Source organism: Pontibacter mucosus (assembly GCF_003054055.1).
Classification (GTDB): Bacteria; Bacteroidota; Bacteroidia; order Cytophagales; family Hymenobacteraceae; genus Pontibacter; species Pontibacter mucosus.
Genome location: NZ_QBKI01000001.1, coordinates 280,855 through 297,061, shown reverse-complemented (window position 1 = coordinate 297,061; position 16,207 = coordinate 280,855). Strand labels below are relative to the sequence as shown.

The following is a 16,207-nucleotide window of genomic DNA, read 5'->3' as shown; positions in this document are numbered from 1 at the left end:
TGGGTTAGTCGTACCTTAGAATTTTAAAGTATAAACCGTACCTTACCCTGAATTTATACTTCGGCCTATAAAACAGCTTTATACTTGCGCGCCTACTTCAAAAAACGCTACAACAGCTTCCGCTTTGCCTTCAAGGGCATCAACGCAGCCGTCAGGTCGGAGCCGCACATGCGCCTGCACGTGCTGTCGGCCATAGTAGTGGTGGTGCTGGGCTTTGCCTTTGACGTGACCAAAACAGAGTGGTGCCTGCTGGCGGCAAGTATAGGGCTGGTGGTAACGGCCGAGATCATGAACACAGCCATTGAGACGGTGGTGAACCTGGTATCGCCGGAGTATAACCCTTTGGCTGGCAAAGCGAAGGACCTGGCTGCGGGCGCTGTACTTATCGCCGCCGCCACGGCCGCAGTGGTGGGTACCATCATCTTTCTGCCCTACCTGCTGGCGTTTGCCGGCGCAGACTTCTAAAGGCTCACGGAAAGTATAAAAGCCTCCTGTAAAGCGCTTGTACTCAAAAACAATGTCGCAACATGCTTGCTACAGCTAAAATCCTTAACTTGCGGCTGCTATAAAAGTATAGCTGTACCAGAGGCAACCGGCACAACTACTTAGTTGCTGTAGCCATAGTTAAAGGTAAAGCGTTAAGTATAGCAGGGGAGGTGTCAGCACCTCTTGATATCAGAAAACATTAGAGCAAGTTTAGATTAACCATGACCGGAAACGACGTACTGAAAAATCTCGCAGATTATAATATCTGGGCCAACAAAACCATGCTGGACGTGTTCAGCGACCTGCCGGAGGTGCCTGCCAACGCAGCCCGCCTGTTCAGCCACGCCCTGAACGCACAAGCTATCTGGATTGCCCGCATCACCGGCACCGAAAGCCCTGTTAAAGTATGGCAGGAGCACACGCTGGAGGAGCTGAAGAACCTGCACGAATATGCTTCTTATAAGATTAAGGAACTGGTGGAGAACGCGGATGAGGCCGAGTTTAACCGCCTGATTGACTACACCAACAGCCAGGGCCATAAGTATAGCACGCGCGTACTCGACATTCTGACGCACGCCTTCAACCACGCTACTTACCACCGCGCCCAGGTAGCCACCGACCTGCGCAAAAACGGCCATACCCCACCCAACACCGACTACGTAACCTACGTGCGCGAGCTGATGGGGCAAGTGTATTAGGTTTTTGACAAAGGATCTTTAGACAAAGGATAATAGAGCAAGTATAAAGTCTCCCTCCAGGGAGGATTTATACTTGGTATAAAAGAAAAGGAGCCTCCCGAATAGAGAGGCTCCTTTTTTGTCTTTTGTCTAACAGTCTTTTGTCAGACAGTCCTTTATCCAAAGATTACTCCTGCGGCAGCATTACCACCCCCAGGTCTTTGATCTGGTTCTGCGATACGCTCACGTTTTCGATCGTTTTGTTGTGCTGGCCGTACTGCGTGATGAACTCCACCCGGTAAGTTCCGGCCGGAACACCTTTGATCAGGAAGTCGCCGCTCTCGTTGGCAAAACCGCCAATAGTATCGTTGGCAGCGGAGATAACGTAGATGCCCGGTTTATACTCTGCCGGTGTCACCTTTCCTTTTATGCCGCCGGCAATGGCCTGCGTGATGGTGCGGATTACCGGTTTCAGGTTATAGCCACCGTTGCCTTTCGGCACCACCGACCTGGCTGCGTCGAAGTCGAGCAGCACCATGTAGGTCACGTCATCCTCCAGGTGGGCATCGATTTTCAGCTTTACGCCAGATGTCTGTCCACTCGGGGTTTTCAAGGCTATTTCGTCTCCGTTTTTCAATTTCACGGAGTTGTTGTCGCCAAGCACAAGCCTGATTTGGGAAATGTGCCCCACCGGCAGCTCGGCACTAGCCAGCAAGGTATCGCGGCCATTGGCGAAGTCCAGCAGGTTGTAAATGCCCGGGTGAATCTCGTCCAGCGTAATCCAGCCGCTTTCCGTGTCTCCATCCTCCCTGTGAATCTGCACCGATTTGATCTCCACGTTCACCTCCTCGTAATCGCCGGGTGCGTCGGTCATGCGCACTTCCATGCGGGCGGTGCCCGTGCCGTTGTCGTCGTTGCTGTCGCATGAGCTAAACCATACCAGGCCGCTCAGCATCAGAGGGAGAAAAAATTTCTTTTTCATCATGTAAAATTGCATTGGTTAATAACACTATGCTTTGGGGAAAGCCCCTTTTACATTCTATAACGGGGAAAAGTTGCACTCCTATATATAGCGCTAAAAAAATAAATTCCGGCAGGAGCAGCTACTCTTGCCGGAATTATGCTATTTCGCTGATTCCCCAGCGCTTATACTTTACAACTTACTGCTGGTTCTTGGTGGTGTCCTGCTGCGCCGGTTTGGTGAGCCCTTTCAGGAAGCCGCCCACCTTGTCGGTAGCCTGCTTTTTAATCTGCTGCTCAGCCTCCTGCCGTTTCTTCGCCAGCTCTTCCTGGGCCTTGCGCTCCAGCTCTTGCTTGCGGCGGTCTACCTCCGCGTTTACGCTGTCCTGCAGCTGCTGCTTGCGGGCATCGGCTTCCTGTTTCACGATATTCAGTTTCTCCTGCACCACGTTCTCTACAATGTCGGCGGCCTTCTCTTTTACAGAGCCTCCCGCCAGCGCTACTTTCGGGTCGCTGAAGGTGCCGCCCACACTCAGGTTGAGGGTCACGCGCTCGGTGTTCACCAGGTTCTGGTTCGCGCCTAGTAAATTGGTAAGTCTGGAGCCAAGTTGCTGGCCTACTTTGCCGGTTGGCACGTTCAGGGCCGTGGTGAAATCCATGTTACCGGTTGCGGCCGTGCTGCCTCCCACCGACATGTCGATATCGCCGATCTTCAGGTGGAACGGTTTCACCACGAGTTTGCCATCAATAATCTGGGCATCTATCTTCTTGTTCTCAATTACAAAGCTGCGCAATTCCTCAAAGTGGGTCAGGCTGCTGATTTTGTCCACTATCGGCACGTCGCGCACGGCGGCGTGCAGCACGTTGATCACGCCTTTGCCATCCAGCGTCTGGAAAACCGGCACCATGTCCTGGCCCAGCTCCCCGGCAAAGGCAAAGCTGGTGTTAAACTTACCCTCCAGCAGCTTGGCGATAGGGGCAAAGACCTGCACGGTGTTAAATGCGTTGAAAGCCTCCTTGAATCCCAAATCCTGGATGTCGAGCTTCATATCGAAGAGCGGTTTCTGCAGGCTCTTGGTATTATAGCTACCGCTAGCCGCAAAAGTGCCGCCCAGGGTGTTGAAAGTAACTTTGTTTAGCCTGGCCACCTGGTCCTTTACCTGCACCTGGCCATTCACGTTACTCAGTTTCAGGTTAGAGTAGAGCACCTGCTTGGCATCAATGTTCAGGGCCAGGTCAAGGTTGGCAGGCACTTCCACCACGCCTTCCTCTGCTTCTTCCACCGGCTGCCCCGAGGTCTCATCCACCATCCACTCGTTCACGTCGAACACGTTAGAGGTCAGGTTGAAGCTGCCGCGCAGCGGCTGGTCGTCGGCCAGCGCATAGCCAATGTAGTTGGATACCGAACCGTTTGCCTGGAAGTCGCTCTTGCCCAGGTGCCCGCTCATGTTCTGCAGGTTCACGCGCTCGTTGTTGAAGGTAGCATTGGCCTTCGCGATTTTAAAGCCCTGCGGCAGGTCGGTGCTCACAAAGTTCAGGTTACTGATGGCCATGGTGCCGTTTGCCACCACGTTGTTATACTTCTCGGCCTCGATGTCGCTGAGCTTGCCCTTGGCTGTCACGTCCGCATTGATGCGGCCGGCCACGGTCATGCCTTCCTGCGGGAAGATCTTCGTCAGCTTCTCCAGGTCCAGGATGCCTTTGATGCGGCCGTCGAAAGCGGGCTTGTCGATCCCCGTGATCAGCATGCGACCTTCCAGCGGCTCGCCGTCCAGGGTCATGTTAAAGCGCTCGATGTTGATGCGGGTGTCGTCGGTGTTGCCGGTGGTGTTGCGCACGTTGGTCACCATGTTCAGGTTCTGGATGGGCGCCGGGAAGTCTTTGGACTTGATGTAGCCGTTGGTCAGGTTCAGGTCGGCGTCTATCACCGGCATGCTGGTTTTGGAGTAGGTGCCCTTGGCGTCGGCGTCTACTTTCAGCAGGCCGCGCAGGGTCATTCCCTCCACCGGGTATACTTTGGTCAGCTCGGCCAGGTCCACGTTTGCCTTCACGTTGCCATCCACCTGCATTGTCTCCAGGCCGTTGATCACTACCTTGGCGTCAATCGGGTTCTTGCCCAAATCCATGTGGAACTGGCGGATGTTGATGTTGGTGTTCTGCGGGGTGCCGTCCTTGCTGGCCACGCTCATATCCACGTTGATGTTGCGGGCAGCCTCCGGCAGGTCCGGATACTTGAAAAAACCTTCCATTACTTTCAGGTCCACGCCATAGCCCGGCATCAGGGTATCGATCATGCGGCCCTTGAAGTAGCCGTCAAAGCTCAGCTTACCCTCTGTCTTGATGTTTTCGAACTCCTCGCTGTACATGCCCGGCACCACCGACAGCACGTTACGGAAGTCGGTTTCGGTGGCGCTGAAGGTCAGGTCGAAGTCAATCGCCTCATCGGGCATCAGGATAGAGCCGGCAAACTTAAACGGAAACTCGTTGATGCGGATGTTATTGTCTTTGAAAGTATACAGCGACTGGTTCAGATCCATGGCCATGGTCACGTCAGCGTCCAGGCGCGCGTTTTCCAGGTAGTTCACGCCATCATAGGTCATGACGAAGCGGTCGGCCGTGGTTTTGGAGTCCATGTCGAAGACGTCTTTCTCGAAGTCGCCGCTGCCGCTGTGCTGCACGTTGTAGGCCGCAAAGCCAAACGGAATGCTCAGGTCGTCGTAGTAGATGGTGCCATTGTTCACTTTCCAGCCCTTGATGGCCATGTTAAAGTCGGAGGCGGTGGTATCGGTAGGTTCGGTCACGGTGGTGTCCTCCTTCATGATGTCCCAGTTGGCCTTGCCGCTCTTGAGCACCAGCAAGCGAATCACCGGCTCATCCAGCGTGATAGAGTTCACTTTCAGCTCGTCCCCGAAAACGCTCAGCAGGTTCATGCCCAACCGGAAGGAGGGGACACGGGCCAGGGTATCGGTGGCAAAGGAGTCCACGCCTACCACAGAGAGGTTCTCCACGCCCAGCGACAGGTTGGGGAAATCGCGGAAGAGCGAGAGGCTCACGTCGTCAGTTTTATAGATCACCTGCGCGTTTATGTTCTCTGCTATCTGCTGGTCGAGGGCGAGTTTGATTTTATCTTTAAACAACACTGGCACCAGCGCCGCCGCTATCAGCAACAGGACCAGAAAGATACCAAAGCCAATGGCAATTTTTTTCATGAGTAGTAGTTTTGGAGTATGTACGGAATGTAAAAGCTAAACTATAGCAATTATAGCTAAAATCGTGCTACTTTATACTTTGGTTGGGGCACAGGTAACCTAATGAATAACTTAACTGCCGCATTGGGCGAAAATTGTAAGGCATGGGTGCTGGTTTAAAAAAGATATTGCTGCTAAGCATGGCCTGCCTGTGGATGTATACTTCCGCGGCCCAGGATGTGCAGCACACGCAGCAGTACGCCAACCGCCTGTTCCTCAACCCGGCCTTTGCCGGCCTCGACCACAGCTGGAGCGTCGGGGTGTCGCACCGCAAGCAGTGGCCTACGCTCAACGGCTCCTTTATTACCAACTCCCTGGCTGCTGCCTTCCGTATACCCGATTCGAAAAGTGCAATTAGCTTGATACTCCAGCAGGACCGCGCCGGGGTAGGGGGGCTCAAAAAACTACAGGCCGGGCTAGGCTATGCCTACCACACCAACCTGAGCGACAATTGGGCCCTTTCGGCGGGGCTGCAGGCAAGTATAAACCGCCTCAACCTCGACTATGACAACCTGGTCTTCGGCGACCAGTTGTCGGACAACGGCATGGTAGCCGTGAGATCGGCGGAAGTGCTTGAATTTAATCCCAATACCTATGCAGATTTTACCGTAGGGGGTCTGCTATACGCTGCCCAGGCCTGGGTAGGACTTACCGCCGCCCACCTTAACCAGCCCACGTATGAGCTGAGCCAGTCGACAAAACTGCCCCTGCGCTTTACGGCGGTTGCCGGGTATAAATTTTACGCCAGATCGTATGAAGAGCGCGGCCAGTTATTTGAGCTGAGCTTTACGCCGGCAGCCACATTTATACATCAGCAAAGTTCTAAAAGATTAGATTTAGGGCTCTATACTAAATACACACCCCTGACGTTAGGGATAATATACAAAGGAGTACCTGCCGTAGGTGGAACTAACCAGGACCAATCCTTGTCCCTTATGGCGGGCCTGCAGCTAAAGCAGCTAAGGGCAGGCTTCAGCCACGATGTGGGGCTGAAGGGAATTAGCAGGGAAATGGGCGGCACAAACGAGGTTTCGCTGGTTTTTGAAGGGGCTGATTTTAACAATTTGTTTAGGAGCCGTTTAAACCGCAAAATTAACAGAGGCATTGTTTGTCCGGCATTCTAATATTATTTATAATTGCACATTAATTTACGTTACAAGAACCTTATCTAAATTAGGTACTATTTTATGAAGTTAATCAAGTATTTATCGGCTGCGGTTGTAGGAGGTATGCTGCTCACTGCCTGTGGTAAGGGCGGCCAGCCAACCAGCACAAACCCTGGCGCTTACAGTTCTGCCACTGGCGCTGAGTACGGCGAAGACGAGAATGCTTTCGACGTGGCTGATTACGCCGAGTTCCCGCAAGGCCCAGGATTGGTCTTTATTGAGGGTGGACGTACCGTACTTGGCTCAATGGAGGAGGACATCGCCATGACGCGCGACAACGTGGAGCGTACCGTGACTGTGGCTTCTTTCTATATGGATGAAACCGAAGTGGCCAACATACACTGGCTGGAGTACCTGCACGACCTGAAGCGTGACTCGCTGCCGGAAGTATACCAGGCTGCCCTGCCGGACACGACTGTTTGGTCTCAGCAGCTTTCCTTCAACGACCCGTATGTAACGTATTACCTGCGCTACCCAGGCTTCCGCTTCTTCCCGGTGGTGGGTGTAAGCTGGCTGCAGGCAAACGACTTCGCTATCTGGCGTACCAATAAGGTAAACCAGATTCTGGCACAGCAGGCAACTGGCGGTGGCAGAAGAGGTCTGTTTGGTCGTAACAGAGGTGGCGAGACTACTGAAGGCGAGAAGCCATCTATCGAATCTGGCTACGTGCTGCCGAACTACCGCCTGCCCACAGAGGCTGAGTGGGAGTATGCAGCGCAGGCTATGATCGGTACCCAGTACACAGAAGACGAAAACCAGAATAACCGCCGTATTTACCCATGGGACGGCCACCAGGTACGTAACCCGTATGGCAAGCAGATGGGTAAATTCATGGCTAACTTCAAGCGCGGCCGTGGTGACTATGCCGGTATTGCAGGCTCCCTGAACGACGGCGCCATGATCACTGACTACATCTACGCTTATCCGCCAAACGACTTCGGCCTGTACAACATGGCTGGTAACGTAAACGAGTGGGTGCAGGACGTATACCGTCCGCTTTCTTTCCAGGATGTGGAAGACCTGAACCCGTTCCGTCGTGACGGCTTCCTGGATGAGTCTACCAACTATGACTCTAGCGAAGGATACCACTCACTGGTGAGCGATGAGGTTCGCGTTTACAAGGGCGGTTCCTGGAAAGACGTAGCTTACTGGTTGTCTCCTGGCACACGCCGCTTCATGGCTCAGGATTCTTCTACAGCTACCATCGGCTTCCGTTGCGCCATGATCAACGCTGGTTCAAACAGATAGAACAATATCAGTTACACATAGTAAAAGTAAAAGCCCGGGCTAAGGTTCGGGCTTTTACTTTTTTATACTTTATACTTCAGATGAACGAGAAGGAGCAAGGCTATAAGATCATCTTCCGTTTCTACAGCGATGTTTTTGAGCGCGAGATGACAGAAACCCTATGGGCACAAAAGGTGGACGAGGCACAAGATCTCTACCGGATTGACAGCATCCCGTACTATGTGCCGCTAATTGCCACGGAGGATGTGGTGCGGGCCACCTACAACGCGATGGAGGAGGGATTGCTGTATAAGGAAACGGTGCAGCCATCGGGCAACTCCACCATACAGGTTATCCGCCAGAATGAGGAAACACCCCTGCTGGACATCCGCCGGAAGTTTGCCGAGCTGGGCTGCGTGTCGGTGGAGGTGAACGAGGATTTCTTTGTGCTGGAAGTGCCGCTCAACATTAACTACGCTGTCGTAAAGGAACTGCTGGATGATCTGGAAGCGGCAGAGGAAATAGAGTATGCGGAGCCTTCCTTATCGGATGTGCACCGGGAGCAGACAAGCAGCTGAGAAGGACAAAGGATTTTTAGACAAAAGACAAACGGCTCTCCAAGTATAAATCCGTTTGGCTAATGGATCTCTGTCTTTTATACTTCTGCCTGACACTGTCCTTATACTTTTGTAGTCAGCTGCAAGCCATACTTCATACCCCATAGCGGTGGATGCTTATACTTCATCTCCTGCTATGGGGTATACTTTATTATAGGCTCTATCGCTTCGCTGTAGCAGGCACCAGCCCTAATACCTCGCTGGTATAAGAACGCACCTGGTCCAGCAGGGCAGGGTTCCCGGCAAGTGACTGGCCATACGATGGGATCATCTCCTTTAGCTTTACCTGCCACTCCTCGGTGTTAATACGGTGCATGAAGCAGCGCTCTAACAGGCTCAGCATAATGGAAACAGCCGTAGAGGCCCCCGGAGAAGCCCCCAAAAGCGCCGCCATGGTACAGTTAGCACCGCTTACCACCTCTGTGCCGAACTCCAGCACTCCGCCCTTGTCAGCATCCTTTTTGATGATCTGCACCCGCTGCCCGGCCACCTCCAGTTTCCAGTCCTCCGGGCGGGCATCCGGGTAAAAATCCTTCAGCGCCTCAATCCGGTCCAGCGGCGATTGGCGTACCTGGTCTATAAGGTATTTGGTGAGGGACATGTTCTGCAAACCAGCCGAAATCATGGGCCGCAGGTTGGTAGGCTTAATTGATTTGGGAAGGTCCATGAACGAGCCACGCTTCAGGAATTTGGTGGAGAAACCCGCATATGGCCCGAACAGCAGCTCGCGCTTCCCGTTGATGTACCGCGTATCCAGGTGCGGCACCGACATGGGCGGCGAGCCCACGGCTGCCTTTCCGTAGACTTTGGCTTCGTGTTTTTCAATGACCGAGCGGTTGATGCAGCGCAACCACTGCCCACTCACCGGGAAACCTCCGTAGCCCTTTCCCTCGGGTATTTTCGATTTTTCCAGCAGTGGCAAGGCGCCGCCTCCGGCTCCGATAAATACATAGCGGGTATACATTTTGCGTTTCTCACCCGTCTGCAGATCCTTCACGGTGATGCGCCAGCGGCCGTCCCCCATCTGTTTTAACTTCCGCACCTCATGGCCGAAGTGCGTCTCCACGCCGCATTTCTTCTGTAAATAGTCGAACATGCTGCGCGTCAAAGCGCCAAAGTTCACGTCTGTGCCCAGGTCCATGCGGGTGGCGGCCACGGGCTCCGAGGTATCCCGGCCCTCCATCACCAACGGAATCCACTCCTTCAGTTGCTCGCGGTCCTCCGTATACACCATCTCATCGAACAAGTGGCACTGTACCATAGCCTCGTAGCGCTTGCGCAGGAAATCCACGTTGTCGTTGCCCCACACAAAGCTGATGTGCGGGATATTCCGGATAAAGGAATTGGGCAGCTCGATGATGTTGTTCTTGATGAGATAGGCCCAGAACTGCTTGGAGATCTCGAACGACTCGGCAATGCGCACCGCCTTGGAAATGTCGATGGAGCCGTCGGGTTTTTCGGGCGTGTAGTTGAGCTCGCAGAAAGCGGAGTGGCCCGTTCCGGCATTGTTCCAGGCATCGGAGCTCTCGGCGGCGGCCCCGTCCAGCCGTTCCAGCACTTCAATTTTCAGGTCCGGGTTCAGCTCTTTCAGCATCATGCCCAAGGTGGCACTCATAATGCCTGCCCCAATCAGTACCACATCTGTACCATTATTTTCAGCAGTGTTGTTGTTCATCACCATAGTCATTCATCCGTTTTCTTAAAAACTGCCTCTGAAGCAGCTTCTCTGACTACGAAAAAATAACCGCACAGGGCGAAAAACCAACGGCATCCGGTCCGCCTTTGTTGCTGCAAAGTATAGCTATGCCGCGGCAATGGTGGCTATACTTACCTCTGTGGCGCCTGCCGCCAAAAGGGCGCGGGCACAGGCCTCCAGAGTAGCGCCGGTCGTCAGCACATCATCCACCAGCAGCACATGCCGGCCTTGCACCTGCTCCGGCCGGTCTACCTCAAACACCTGCTCCACGTTGTGCCAGCGGTCGAGGCGGCTTTTGCGGGTTTGGGTGCCAGTGTGGGTAGTGCGCAGTATAACCTTGCCGTGGTAGGGCAGGCGCATACTCTTGGAAAGGCCTTTGGCGAACCACTCCGCCTGGTTGTACCCCCTTCGGCGCAACTTATACTTGTGCAGCGGCACTGGCACTATCACATCAAAATGGCTGTTGTACTGGAAATCGGAGAGGAGGGAGCCGTAGCGCTGCCCCAGGTGCTCGCCCAGTTCCTTGGCGCCTTTATACTTTAGCTGGTGCAACAGCCGCTGCACCCGGCCCTTCGGCCTGAAGTATAGATAGGAAAAGGCAAAGCGCACCGGCACCTTGCCCCAGAACCTGCGCTGCAACAGATTGAGCTCAGTGGCACCGTGCACATGAAAATCGGTGTAAGGCAACTTTACGCTGCAGTTGGTGCAGATATACTTTTCGCCGCGCGCCAGGCTGCCGCTGCAGGCATAGCAGGTTTCCGGGAACAGCAGACTCAGCAGGTCTTCGAACATGGGTTGGCAAGTATGGTTTAAGGTATTCTGATGATTTTGCCGTAACTTTATACTTGGACTCCTTACACAGTCATCCTTCATAAGAATAACCTAACAATGAGCTTAGTAGAAGAATTCAACGACTACCGTACGCGCATGAACGAGCGCATCATGTCTTACGACAATAAAGTAATCAAGCGTTTTTTTAACCTCGACACCAACACCTACGCGGCCGGCGCTTTGGACGTAAAAACAAAGGAGATGCTGGGGCTGGTGGCCTCGATGGTGCTGCGCTGCGACGACTGCATCAAGTACCACGTAGGCAAGTGCTACGAGGAGGGCCTGACCGACGACGAAATCATGGAGGTGTTCTCCATCGCCAACCTGGTGGGCGGCTCCATCGTGATCCCGCACTTCCGCCGCGCCGTGGAGTATTGGGAAGAGCTGAAGGAGCGCGGCTCTGCCGAGTAAACTGTTAATTAAATGGCTGCATGGTTATTTAGCTGGATCTTAACTTGCTCGTTTATACTTTGATGGGTTTAACCATACAGCCATTTTTACATTTAAGCTAATCGAATGATATACGACAGCGAAAACTTAGACCATAACTGGACACAGCTGCGGGCCGACCTGATGAAGCGCTTCGGTAAAAAACCGGACCTGAATGCCATCCTTTTCCTGATCGGAATTCAGGAACTGGGCATGGGCGTACGGGAGTTTACCAAGGAGGAGAAGCAGGATTTGATGCATATCGCCACCTGCCGCGTCTTCGCCGAATCGGGCTACTACGAGTTTACCGGCCGCGACGAAGAGGGCTGGCCGCACTTTAAGGCTGCCAAACCCATTCCCTTTGCCAACCTGAAAGAGCAGGAGCAGATGCTTAAATGGCACGTGATCGAGTACTTTAACCGTGCCGACGATATCCGTAAACCTAATCCGTAACGCCACGATCGTATCAGGTAGCCCGACCTTCGGCAAAGTATAAACTTAAAGTATAAGCCCATGAAGAAGTATAAAATCCTTCGGTTCATACTTGTTTCATCACTCTTACTCCTTACTAACGACTCTGGTAAGAGGAAAAGTCGTGATACTTGATACGAAGTACGTGCTACGCCACACAATTCACCCATGAAAATTATTACCTATAACGTAAACGGCATCCGTGCCGCCCTTACCAAAGGCTTTGACACCTGGCTTCAGGCCGCCAACCCCGACGTGCTGTGCCTGCAGGAGATAAAGGCTGATGAAACGAAATTCGACAGAACCCGCTTTGAGGACATGGGCTACCATGTGTACCTGCACCCGGCGGTAAAGAAAGGCTACAGCGGCGTAGCCATCCTTTCCAAAGAGAAACCGCAGCACGTGGAAGTGGGCTGTGGCATAGAATGTTATGACTTTGAGGGCCGCGTTTTGCGCGCCGATTACGGCGATGTTTCCGTGATGAGCGTATACATGCCTTCGGGCTCCAGCGGCGAGGAGCGGCAGAAGTTCAAGTTCCAGTGGATGGACGACTTCCACGGCTACATCGGCGACCTGAAACAAACATTGCCGGGGCTGGTGGTGAGCGGCGACTACAACATCTGCCACAAACCCATCGACATCCACAACCCGAAGTCGAATGCGAACAGCTCGGGCTTTTTGCCGGAGGAGCGCGAATGGATGGGTAAATTGGTGGACAGCGGCTTTATCGACACGTTCCGCCACTTTAACCAGGAGCCGCACAACTATACCTGGTGGAGTTACCGCGCCGGGGCACGCAACAAAAATCTGGGCTGGCGTATTGATTATAACATGGCCACCGAAAACCTGCGCGACCGCCTGAAGCGCTCCGCCATACTTACCGAGGCCAGGCACTCAGACCATTGCCCGGTGTTGCTGGAGCTGGAGTAGGGCAGGAGTATACTAAAATGCACCCGAACACAGTTATACTTTCAGGTATTTATACTTTTTTACTACCTGAAGTATAATGCGTTAGAGGGATTTGCTTAACTTACAACTATAGCCGCCATGCCTTAGTTTAGTAACAGAGAGACATGAAACATACCGATGCACTCGATCAGTTGCTGCATCAATTGCAGGAGTTCAAGCAGAAATTCTACCTCAACATGCTGTTGCGGGGCGGGATTTTCGCGGCTGGGCTCCTGCTTTCTGTTTATATCGTCTACAGCCTGCTGGAGTACATGTTCTATTTCCCGGAGTATGTGCGGGCTTTCTTGCTGTTTTCGTTTGTGGCGGCGGTTATCTATGTGTTTGTGCGCTGGATTGCCCTGCCGGCCTCGGCGCTGGTGCGGTTACGGCGCATTCTTTCCGACGAGCAGGCGGCACAGCAGGTGGGAATGCACTTCCCGGAGATACGCGACAAGCTGCTTAACGCCATACAGCTGCAGCAGCAGGACCGCAGCAACGAACTTATCCGTGCCAGTATAGCCCAGCGGAGCCAGCAACTGCTCTCCTTCAAGTTCAAGGAGGCCGTATCGTACCGCGAGAACAAGCCGCTGCTCAAGTACATTGCCCTGCCCACCCTTGTTGCGCTGCTCATTCTGCTGGTGTACCCTACCATTTTTGTGCAGGGCACCGAGCGCATCATCAACTATAAAACACACTACACGCCCCAGGCCCCTTTTGATTTTGTGGTGCAGAACCAGGCGCTGCAAACCTACCGGGGCGAGGACTTTACGCTGGATGTGGCGGTGGAGGGAAAGTCAGTGCCCAGCGAAGTATACATTAACTATAACGGCCGGCGGCAGCGACTGACGCCAAACGCCAGGGGCGGAGGCTATACCTATACGTTCAAGCAGCTGCAGCGCCCCGTGAATTTCCAGCTCGAAGGCTCAGGCTTCTTCTCCGACAGCTATACGTTAAACCTGCTCTCCCGCCCCAACCTGAAGGATTTCCGGATGCTGGTGCAGTTCCCCAAATACCTTAACCGTAAGCCGGAAGAGGTGCAGAACACTGGTAACGCCTCCGTGCCCGAGGGCAGCACCATTACCTGGAACTTCGCTACCTCCGAAACAGATAGTATAAAACTGGCCTTCGAGGAGCCAACCGAAAGTATAACCGCGCAGAAGGACGGCAACAGCTTTACCGCCAGCAAAGACATCAAGCAGAGCCAGAACTATAGTATAAGCCTGCGCAACGAGCATAGCGCCAACAAAGAGCAGATCAGCTACCAAATCACCGCCATCCCGGACCGCAACCCGCAGATCAGCCTGGAGCAGTTTCAGGACACGGCTCTGTTCTCGTACATGGTGCTTGGCGGTGATGTATCGGATGACTACGGCCTAACCCGGCTATCGCTCCTCTACCGCATCAGCAACGACCAAAATCCGCAGGCAAAGTATAAAAGTATAAACCTGCCCCTGAGCAAGCAGCAGCTCAGCCAAACGTATTACTACCAATGGAACACCGCTGCCCTGAACCTGCAGCCCGGCGACAGGCTGGAGTACTTTGTGCAGGTGTGGGACAACGACGGCATTCGCGGCCCCAAGAGCGCCCGCACCCGCAGCTTTGAGTTCAAGGTGCCGGATAAGCGCGAGCTGCAGAAAGAGCTGGACAGCAACTCGCAGTCGGTGGCCAGTCAGATGAGCAAGACTTTGGAACGCGCCACCCAGCTGGAGCAGGAAATATCGCGATCTGAGGAGAAAATGAAAACCCGCCGCGACATGAACTGGCAGGACCGCAAGCAGCTCGAGGATCTGGCTGCCAAGAAGCGCCAGTTGGAGCAGGACATCAACTCGATGAAGGAGCTTTTTGAGGAGCTGAACAAGAAGCAGAACATGCTCAACGAACCGAGCCAGCAGCTGGCCGAAAAAGCGCAGGAGCTGCAGAAGCTCATGAACGACCTTCTCGACCCGGAAACGAAGAAGCTTTACGAAGAACTGGAGAAACTCCTGCAGGAGCAGCAGCCAAACGATGCCGAGCTGCGCCAACTACTGAGCAAACTCGATAACCGGGAGAAGAACCTGGAGCGCGAGCTGGAGCGGGCGCTGGAGCTGTTTAAGCAGCTGCAGTTTGAGCAAAAGCTGGAGAACGTGGCCAGCAAGCTGCAGGAGATGGGGGAGAAGGAGCAGGAACTGGCCCAGAAAACGGAGCAGAAACAGGAGAGCAATGAACAGCTGCAGGAGCAGCAAAAGCAGCTGCAGCAGGAGTTTGAGGATGTGAAGCAGCAGTTGGATGAACTGAATGACCTGAACGAAAAGCTGAGCAACCCCAACCAGCTGAATGAGGAGCAACAACAGCAGGACCAGCAAAGTATAGAGCAGGACATGCAGCAGAGCCAGGAGCAGCTGCAGAAGAACCAAAATAAGAAAGCCAGTGAGTCGCAGCAAAAGGCAGGGCAGAAGATGCAGCAGATGGCCAAGCAGATGGAGGAAATGAAGAGCAGCATGGGCATGGCAGGTATGCAGCAGAACCTGGACAACCTGCGCGACATCCTGGAGAACCTCATCACGCTCTCCTTTGACCAGGAGGACCTGATGAAGCAGTTCCGCAGCGTGCACCAGAGCGACCCGCGGTTTGTGGAGCTATCCCAGCGCCAGCTCAGCCTGCGCGACAATGCCCAGGTGATAGAAGACAGCCTGTTCGCCCTGGCAAAAAAGGTATTTCAGATAGAGTCGTTTGTGACGCGCGAGGTGGCTGCCATGAACCAAAGCATGGATAACAGCATGCAGCAGCTCCGCGACCGCAACGTGGGCAGGGCCACCGCACAGCAGCAGCTTGCTATGACCAGCATGAACAACCTGGCCCTGATGCTCAACGATGCCCTGAAGCAAATGCAGCAGGCGATGCAGCAAATGCAGGGCGGTATGGCCGGCAAACAGAAGGGCAACAAGCCCATGCCCGGAAATTTGGGAGAATTGCAGCAGCAATTGAACAAAAAAATAGACGATTTGAAAAAAGGAGGCAAGTCGGGCAAGGCTCTTTCTGAAGAATTAGCTAAATTGGCTGCGGAGCAGGAGGCTCTTCGTAATGCCTTGAAAGAATTGGAGAAGCAGGGTGCCAAACCGGGCGAAAAAGGGCAGAATGGCAATCTCGGAAATATTAGCAAGATGATGGAACAATCCGAAACTGATCTCGTTAATAAACGTTTGACCGAGCAGACCATTCAGCGGCAGCGCGAAATCCTGACACGTTTACTGGAAGCAGAGAAATCCGCAAGGGAACGGGAATTGGACAATAAACGGGAGGCAAAGACCGCACAGGATATTGCACGCAAAGTCCCCCCTTCGTTTGAAAAGTATATAAAAGCAAAAGAGAAGCAAACCGAACTGCTCAAAACCATACCTCCTGCGCTTACACCATACTATAAGCAGAAGGTAAACGAGTACTTCAACAACATAAGCAAGTAATAAAGCACTTA

At 53.5% G+C, this 16,207-nt stretch carries 13 protein-coding genes; 9 read left to right on the top strand and 4 right to left on the bottom strand.

Going from position 1 to position 16,207, the window contains the following annotated elements; translation table 11 throughout:
• Nucleotides 1-84: 84 nt before the first annotated feature.
• Nucleotides 85-465: a diacylglycerol kinase gene (locus tag C8N40_RS01335; RefSeq protein WP_108210008.1), complete on the top strand. Its 381-nt coding sequence runs from the start codon at nt 85-87 to the stop codon at nt 463-465.
• A gap of 242 nt (nt 466-707) precedes the next feature.
• Complete coding sequence (locus tag C8N40_RS01330; protein ID WP_108210007.1) at nt 708-1,184, top strand: DinB family protein; 477 nt, start codon at nt 708-710, stop codon at nt 1,182-1,184.
• A gap of 166 nt (nt 1,185-1,350) precedes the next feature.
• Here C8N40_RS01330 and C8N40_RS01325 read toward each other — a convergent pair whose 3' ends face one another.
• Both C8N40_RS01325 and C8N40_RS01320 read right to left on the bottom strand, forming a co-directional pair.
• Nucleotides 1,351-2,148: a DUF4382 domain-containing protein gene (locus C8N40_RS01325; RefSeq protein WP_245904939.1), complete on the bottom strand. Its 798-nt coding sequence runs from the start codon at nt 2,146-2,148 to the stop codon at nt 1,351-1,353.
• A gap of 175 nt (nt 2,149-2,323) precedes the next feature.
• Complete coding sequence (locus C8N40_RS01320; protein WP_108210006.1) at nt 2,324-5,332, bottom strand: AsmA family protein; 3,009 nt, start codon at nt 5,330-5,332, stop codon at nt 2,324-2,326.
• A gap of 143 nt (nt 5,333-5,475) precedes the next feature.
• On the opposite strand from C8N40_RS01320, the gene C8N40_RS01315 reads away from it, so the two are divergent.
• From C8N40_RS01315 to C8N40_RS01305, 3 genes are all read left to right on the top strand, one after another.
• The gene (locus C8N40_RS01315; protein WP_108210005.1) at nt 5,476-6,495 is read left to right on the top strand and encodes a PorP/SprF family type IX secretion system membrane protein; all 1,020 of its coding nucleotides are present in this window, start codon (nt 5,476-5,478) and stop codon (nt 6,493-6,495) included.
• Nucleotides 6,496-6,558: 63 nt separating this feature from the next.
• Entirely contained in the window at nt 6,559-7,785 is a 1,227-nt protein-coding gene (gldJ, locus tag C8N40_RS01310; RefSeq protein WP_092100880.1) for a gliding motility lipoprotein GldJ, read from the top strand.
• Nucleotides 7,786-7,865: 80 nt separating this feature from the next.
• Complete coding sequence (locus tag C8N40_RS01305) at nt 7,866-8,342, top strand: DUF4265 domain-containing protein (RefSeq protein WP_108210004.1); 477 nt, start codon at nt 7,866-7,868, stop codon at nt 8,340-8,342.
• Nucleotides 8,343-8,541: 199 nt separating this feature from the next.
• On the opposite strand, the gene C8N40_RS01300 is transcribed toward C8N40_RS01305, so the two are convergent.
• Nucleotides 8,542-10,062, bottom strand: coding sequence for a malate:quinone oxidoreductase (locus tag C8N40_RS01300; protein WP_108210003.1), 1,521 nt, complete (start codon nt 10,060-10,062; stop codon nt 8,542-8,544).
• A 120-nt stretch (nt 10,063-10,182) separates the two neighbouring features.
• Nucleotides 10,183-10,869 carry a ComF family protein gene (locus C8N40_RS01295; RefSeq protein ID WP_245904938.1) on the bottom strand — a complete coding sequence of 229 codons (687 nt, stop codon included), beginning with the start codon at nt 10,867-10,869 and terminating at the stop codon, nt 10,183-10,185.
• A gap of 96 nt (nt 10,870-10,965) precedes the next feature.
• On the opposite strand from C8N40_RS01295, the gene C8N40_RS01290 reads away from it, so the two are divergent.
• The 4 genes from C8N40_RS01290 (at nt 10,966) to C8N40_RS01275 (ending at nt 16,196) form a co-directional block, all read left to right on the top strand.
• Complete coding sequence (locus C8N40_RS01290; protein WP_108210002.1) at nt 10,966-11,319, top strand: carboxymuconolactone decarboxylase family protein; 354 nt, start codon at nt 10,966-10,968, stop codon at nt 11,317-11,319.
• A 105-nt stretch (nt 11,320-11,424) separates the two neighbouring features.
• Nucleotides 11,425-11,790, top strand: a complete 366-nt coding sequence (locus C8N40_RS01285; RefSeq protein WP_108210001.1) for a hypothetical protein — start codon at nt 11,425-11,427, stop codon at nt 11,788-11,790.
• 186 nt (nt 11,791-11,976) lie between these two features.
• Nucleotides 11,977-12,738, top strand: a complete 762-nt coding sequence (locus tag C8N40_RS01280) for an exodeoxyribonuclease III (protein ID WP_108210000.1) — start codon at nt 11,977-11,979, stop codon at nt 12,736-12,738.
• A 143-nt stretch (nt 12,739-12,881) separates the two neighbouring features.
• Nucleotides 12,882-16,196 carry a DUF4175 family protein gene (locus C8N40_RS01275; protein ID WP_108209999.1) on the top strand — a complete coding sequence of 1,105 codons (3,315 nt, stop codon included), beginning with the start codon at nt 12,882-12,884 and terminating at the stop codon, nt 16,194-16,196.
• Nucleotides 16,197-16,207: the final 11 nt, after the last annotated feature.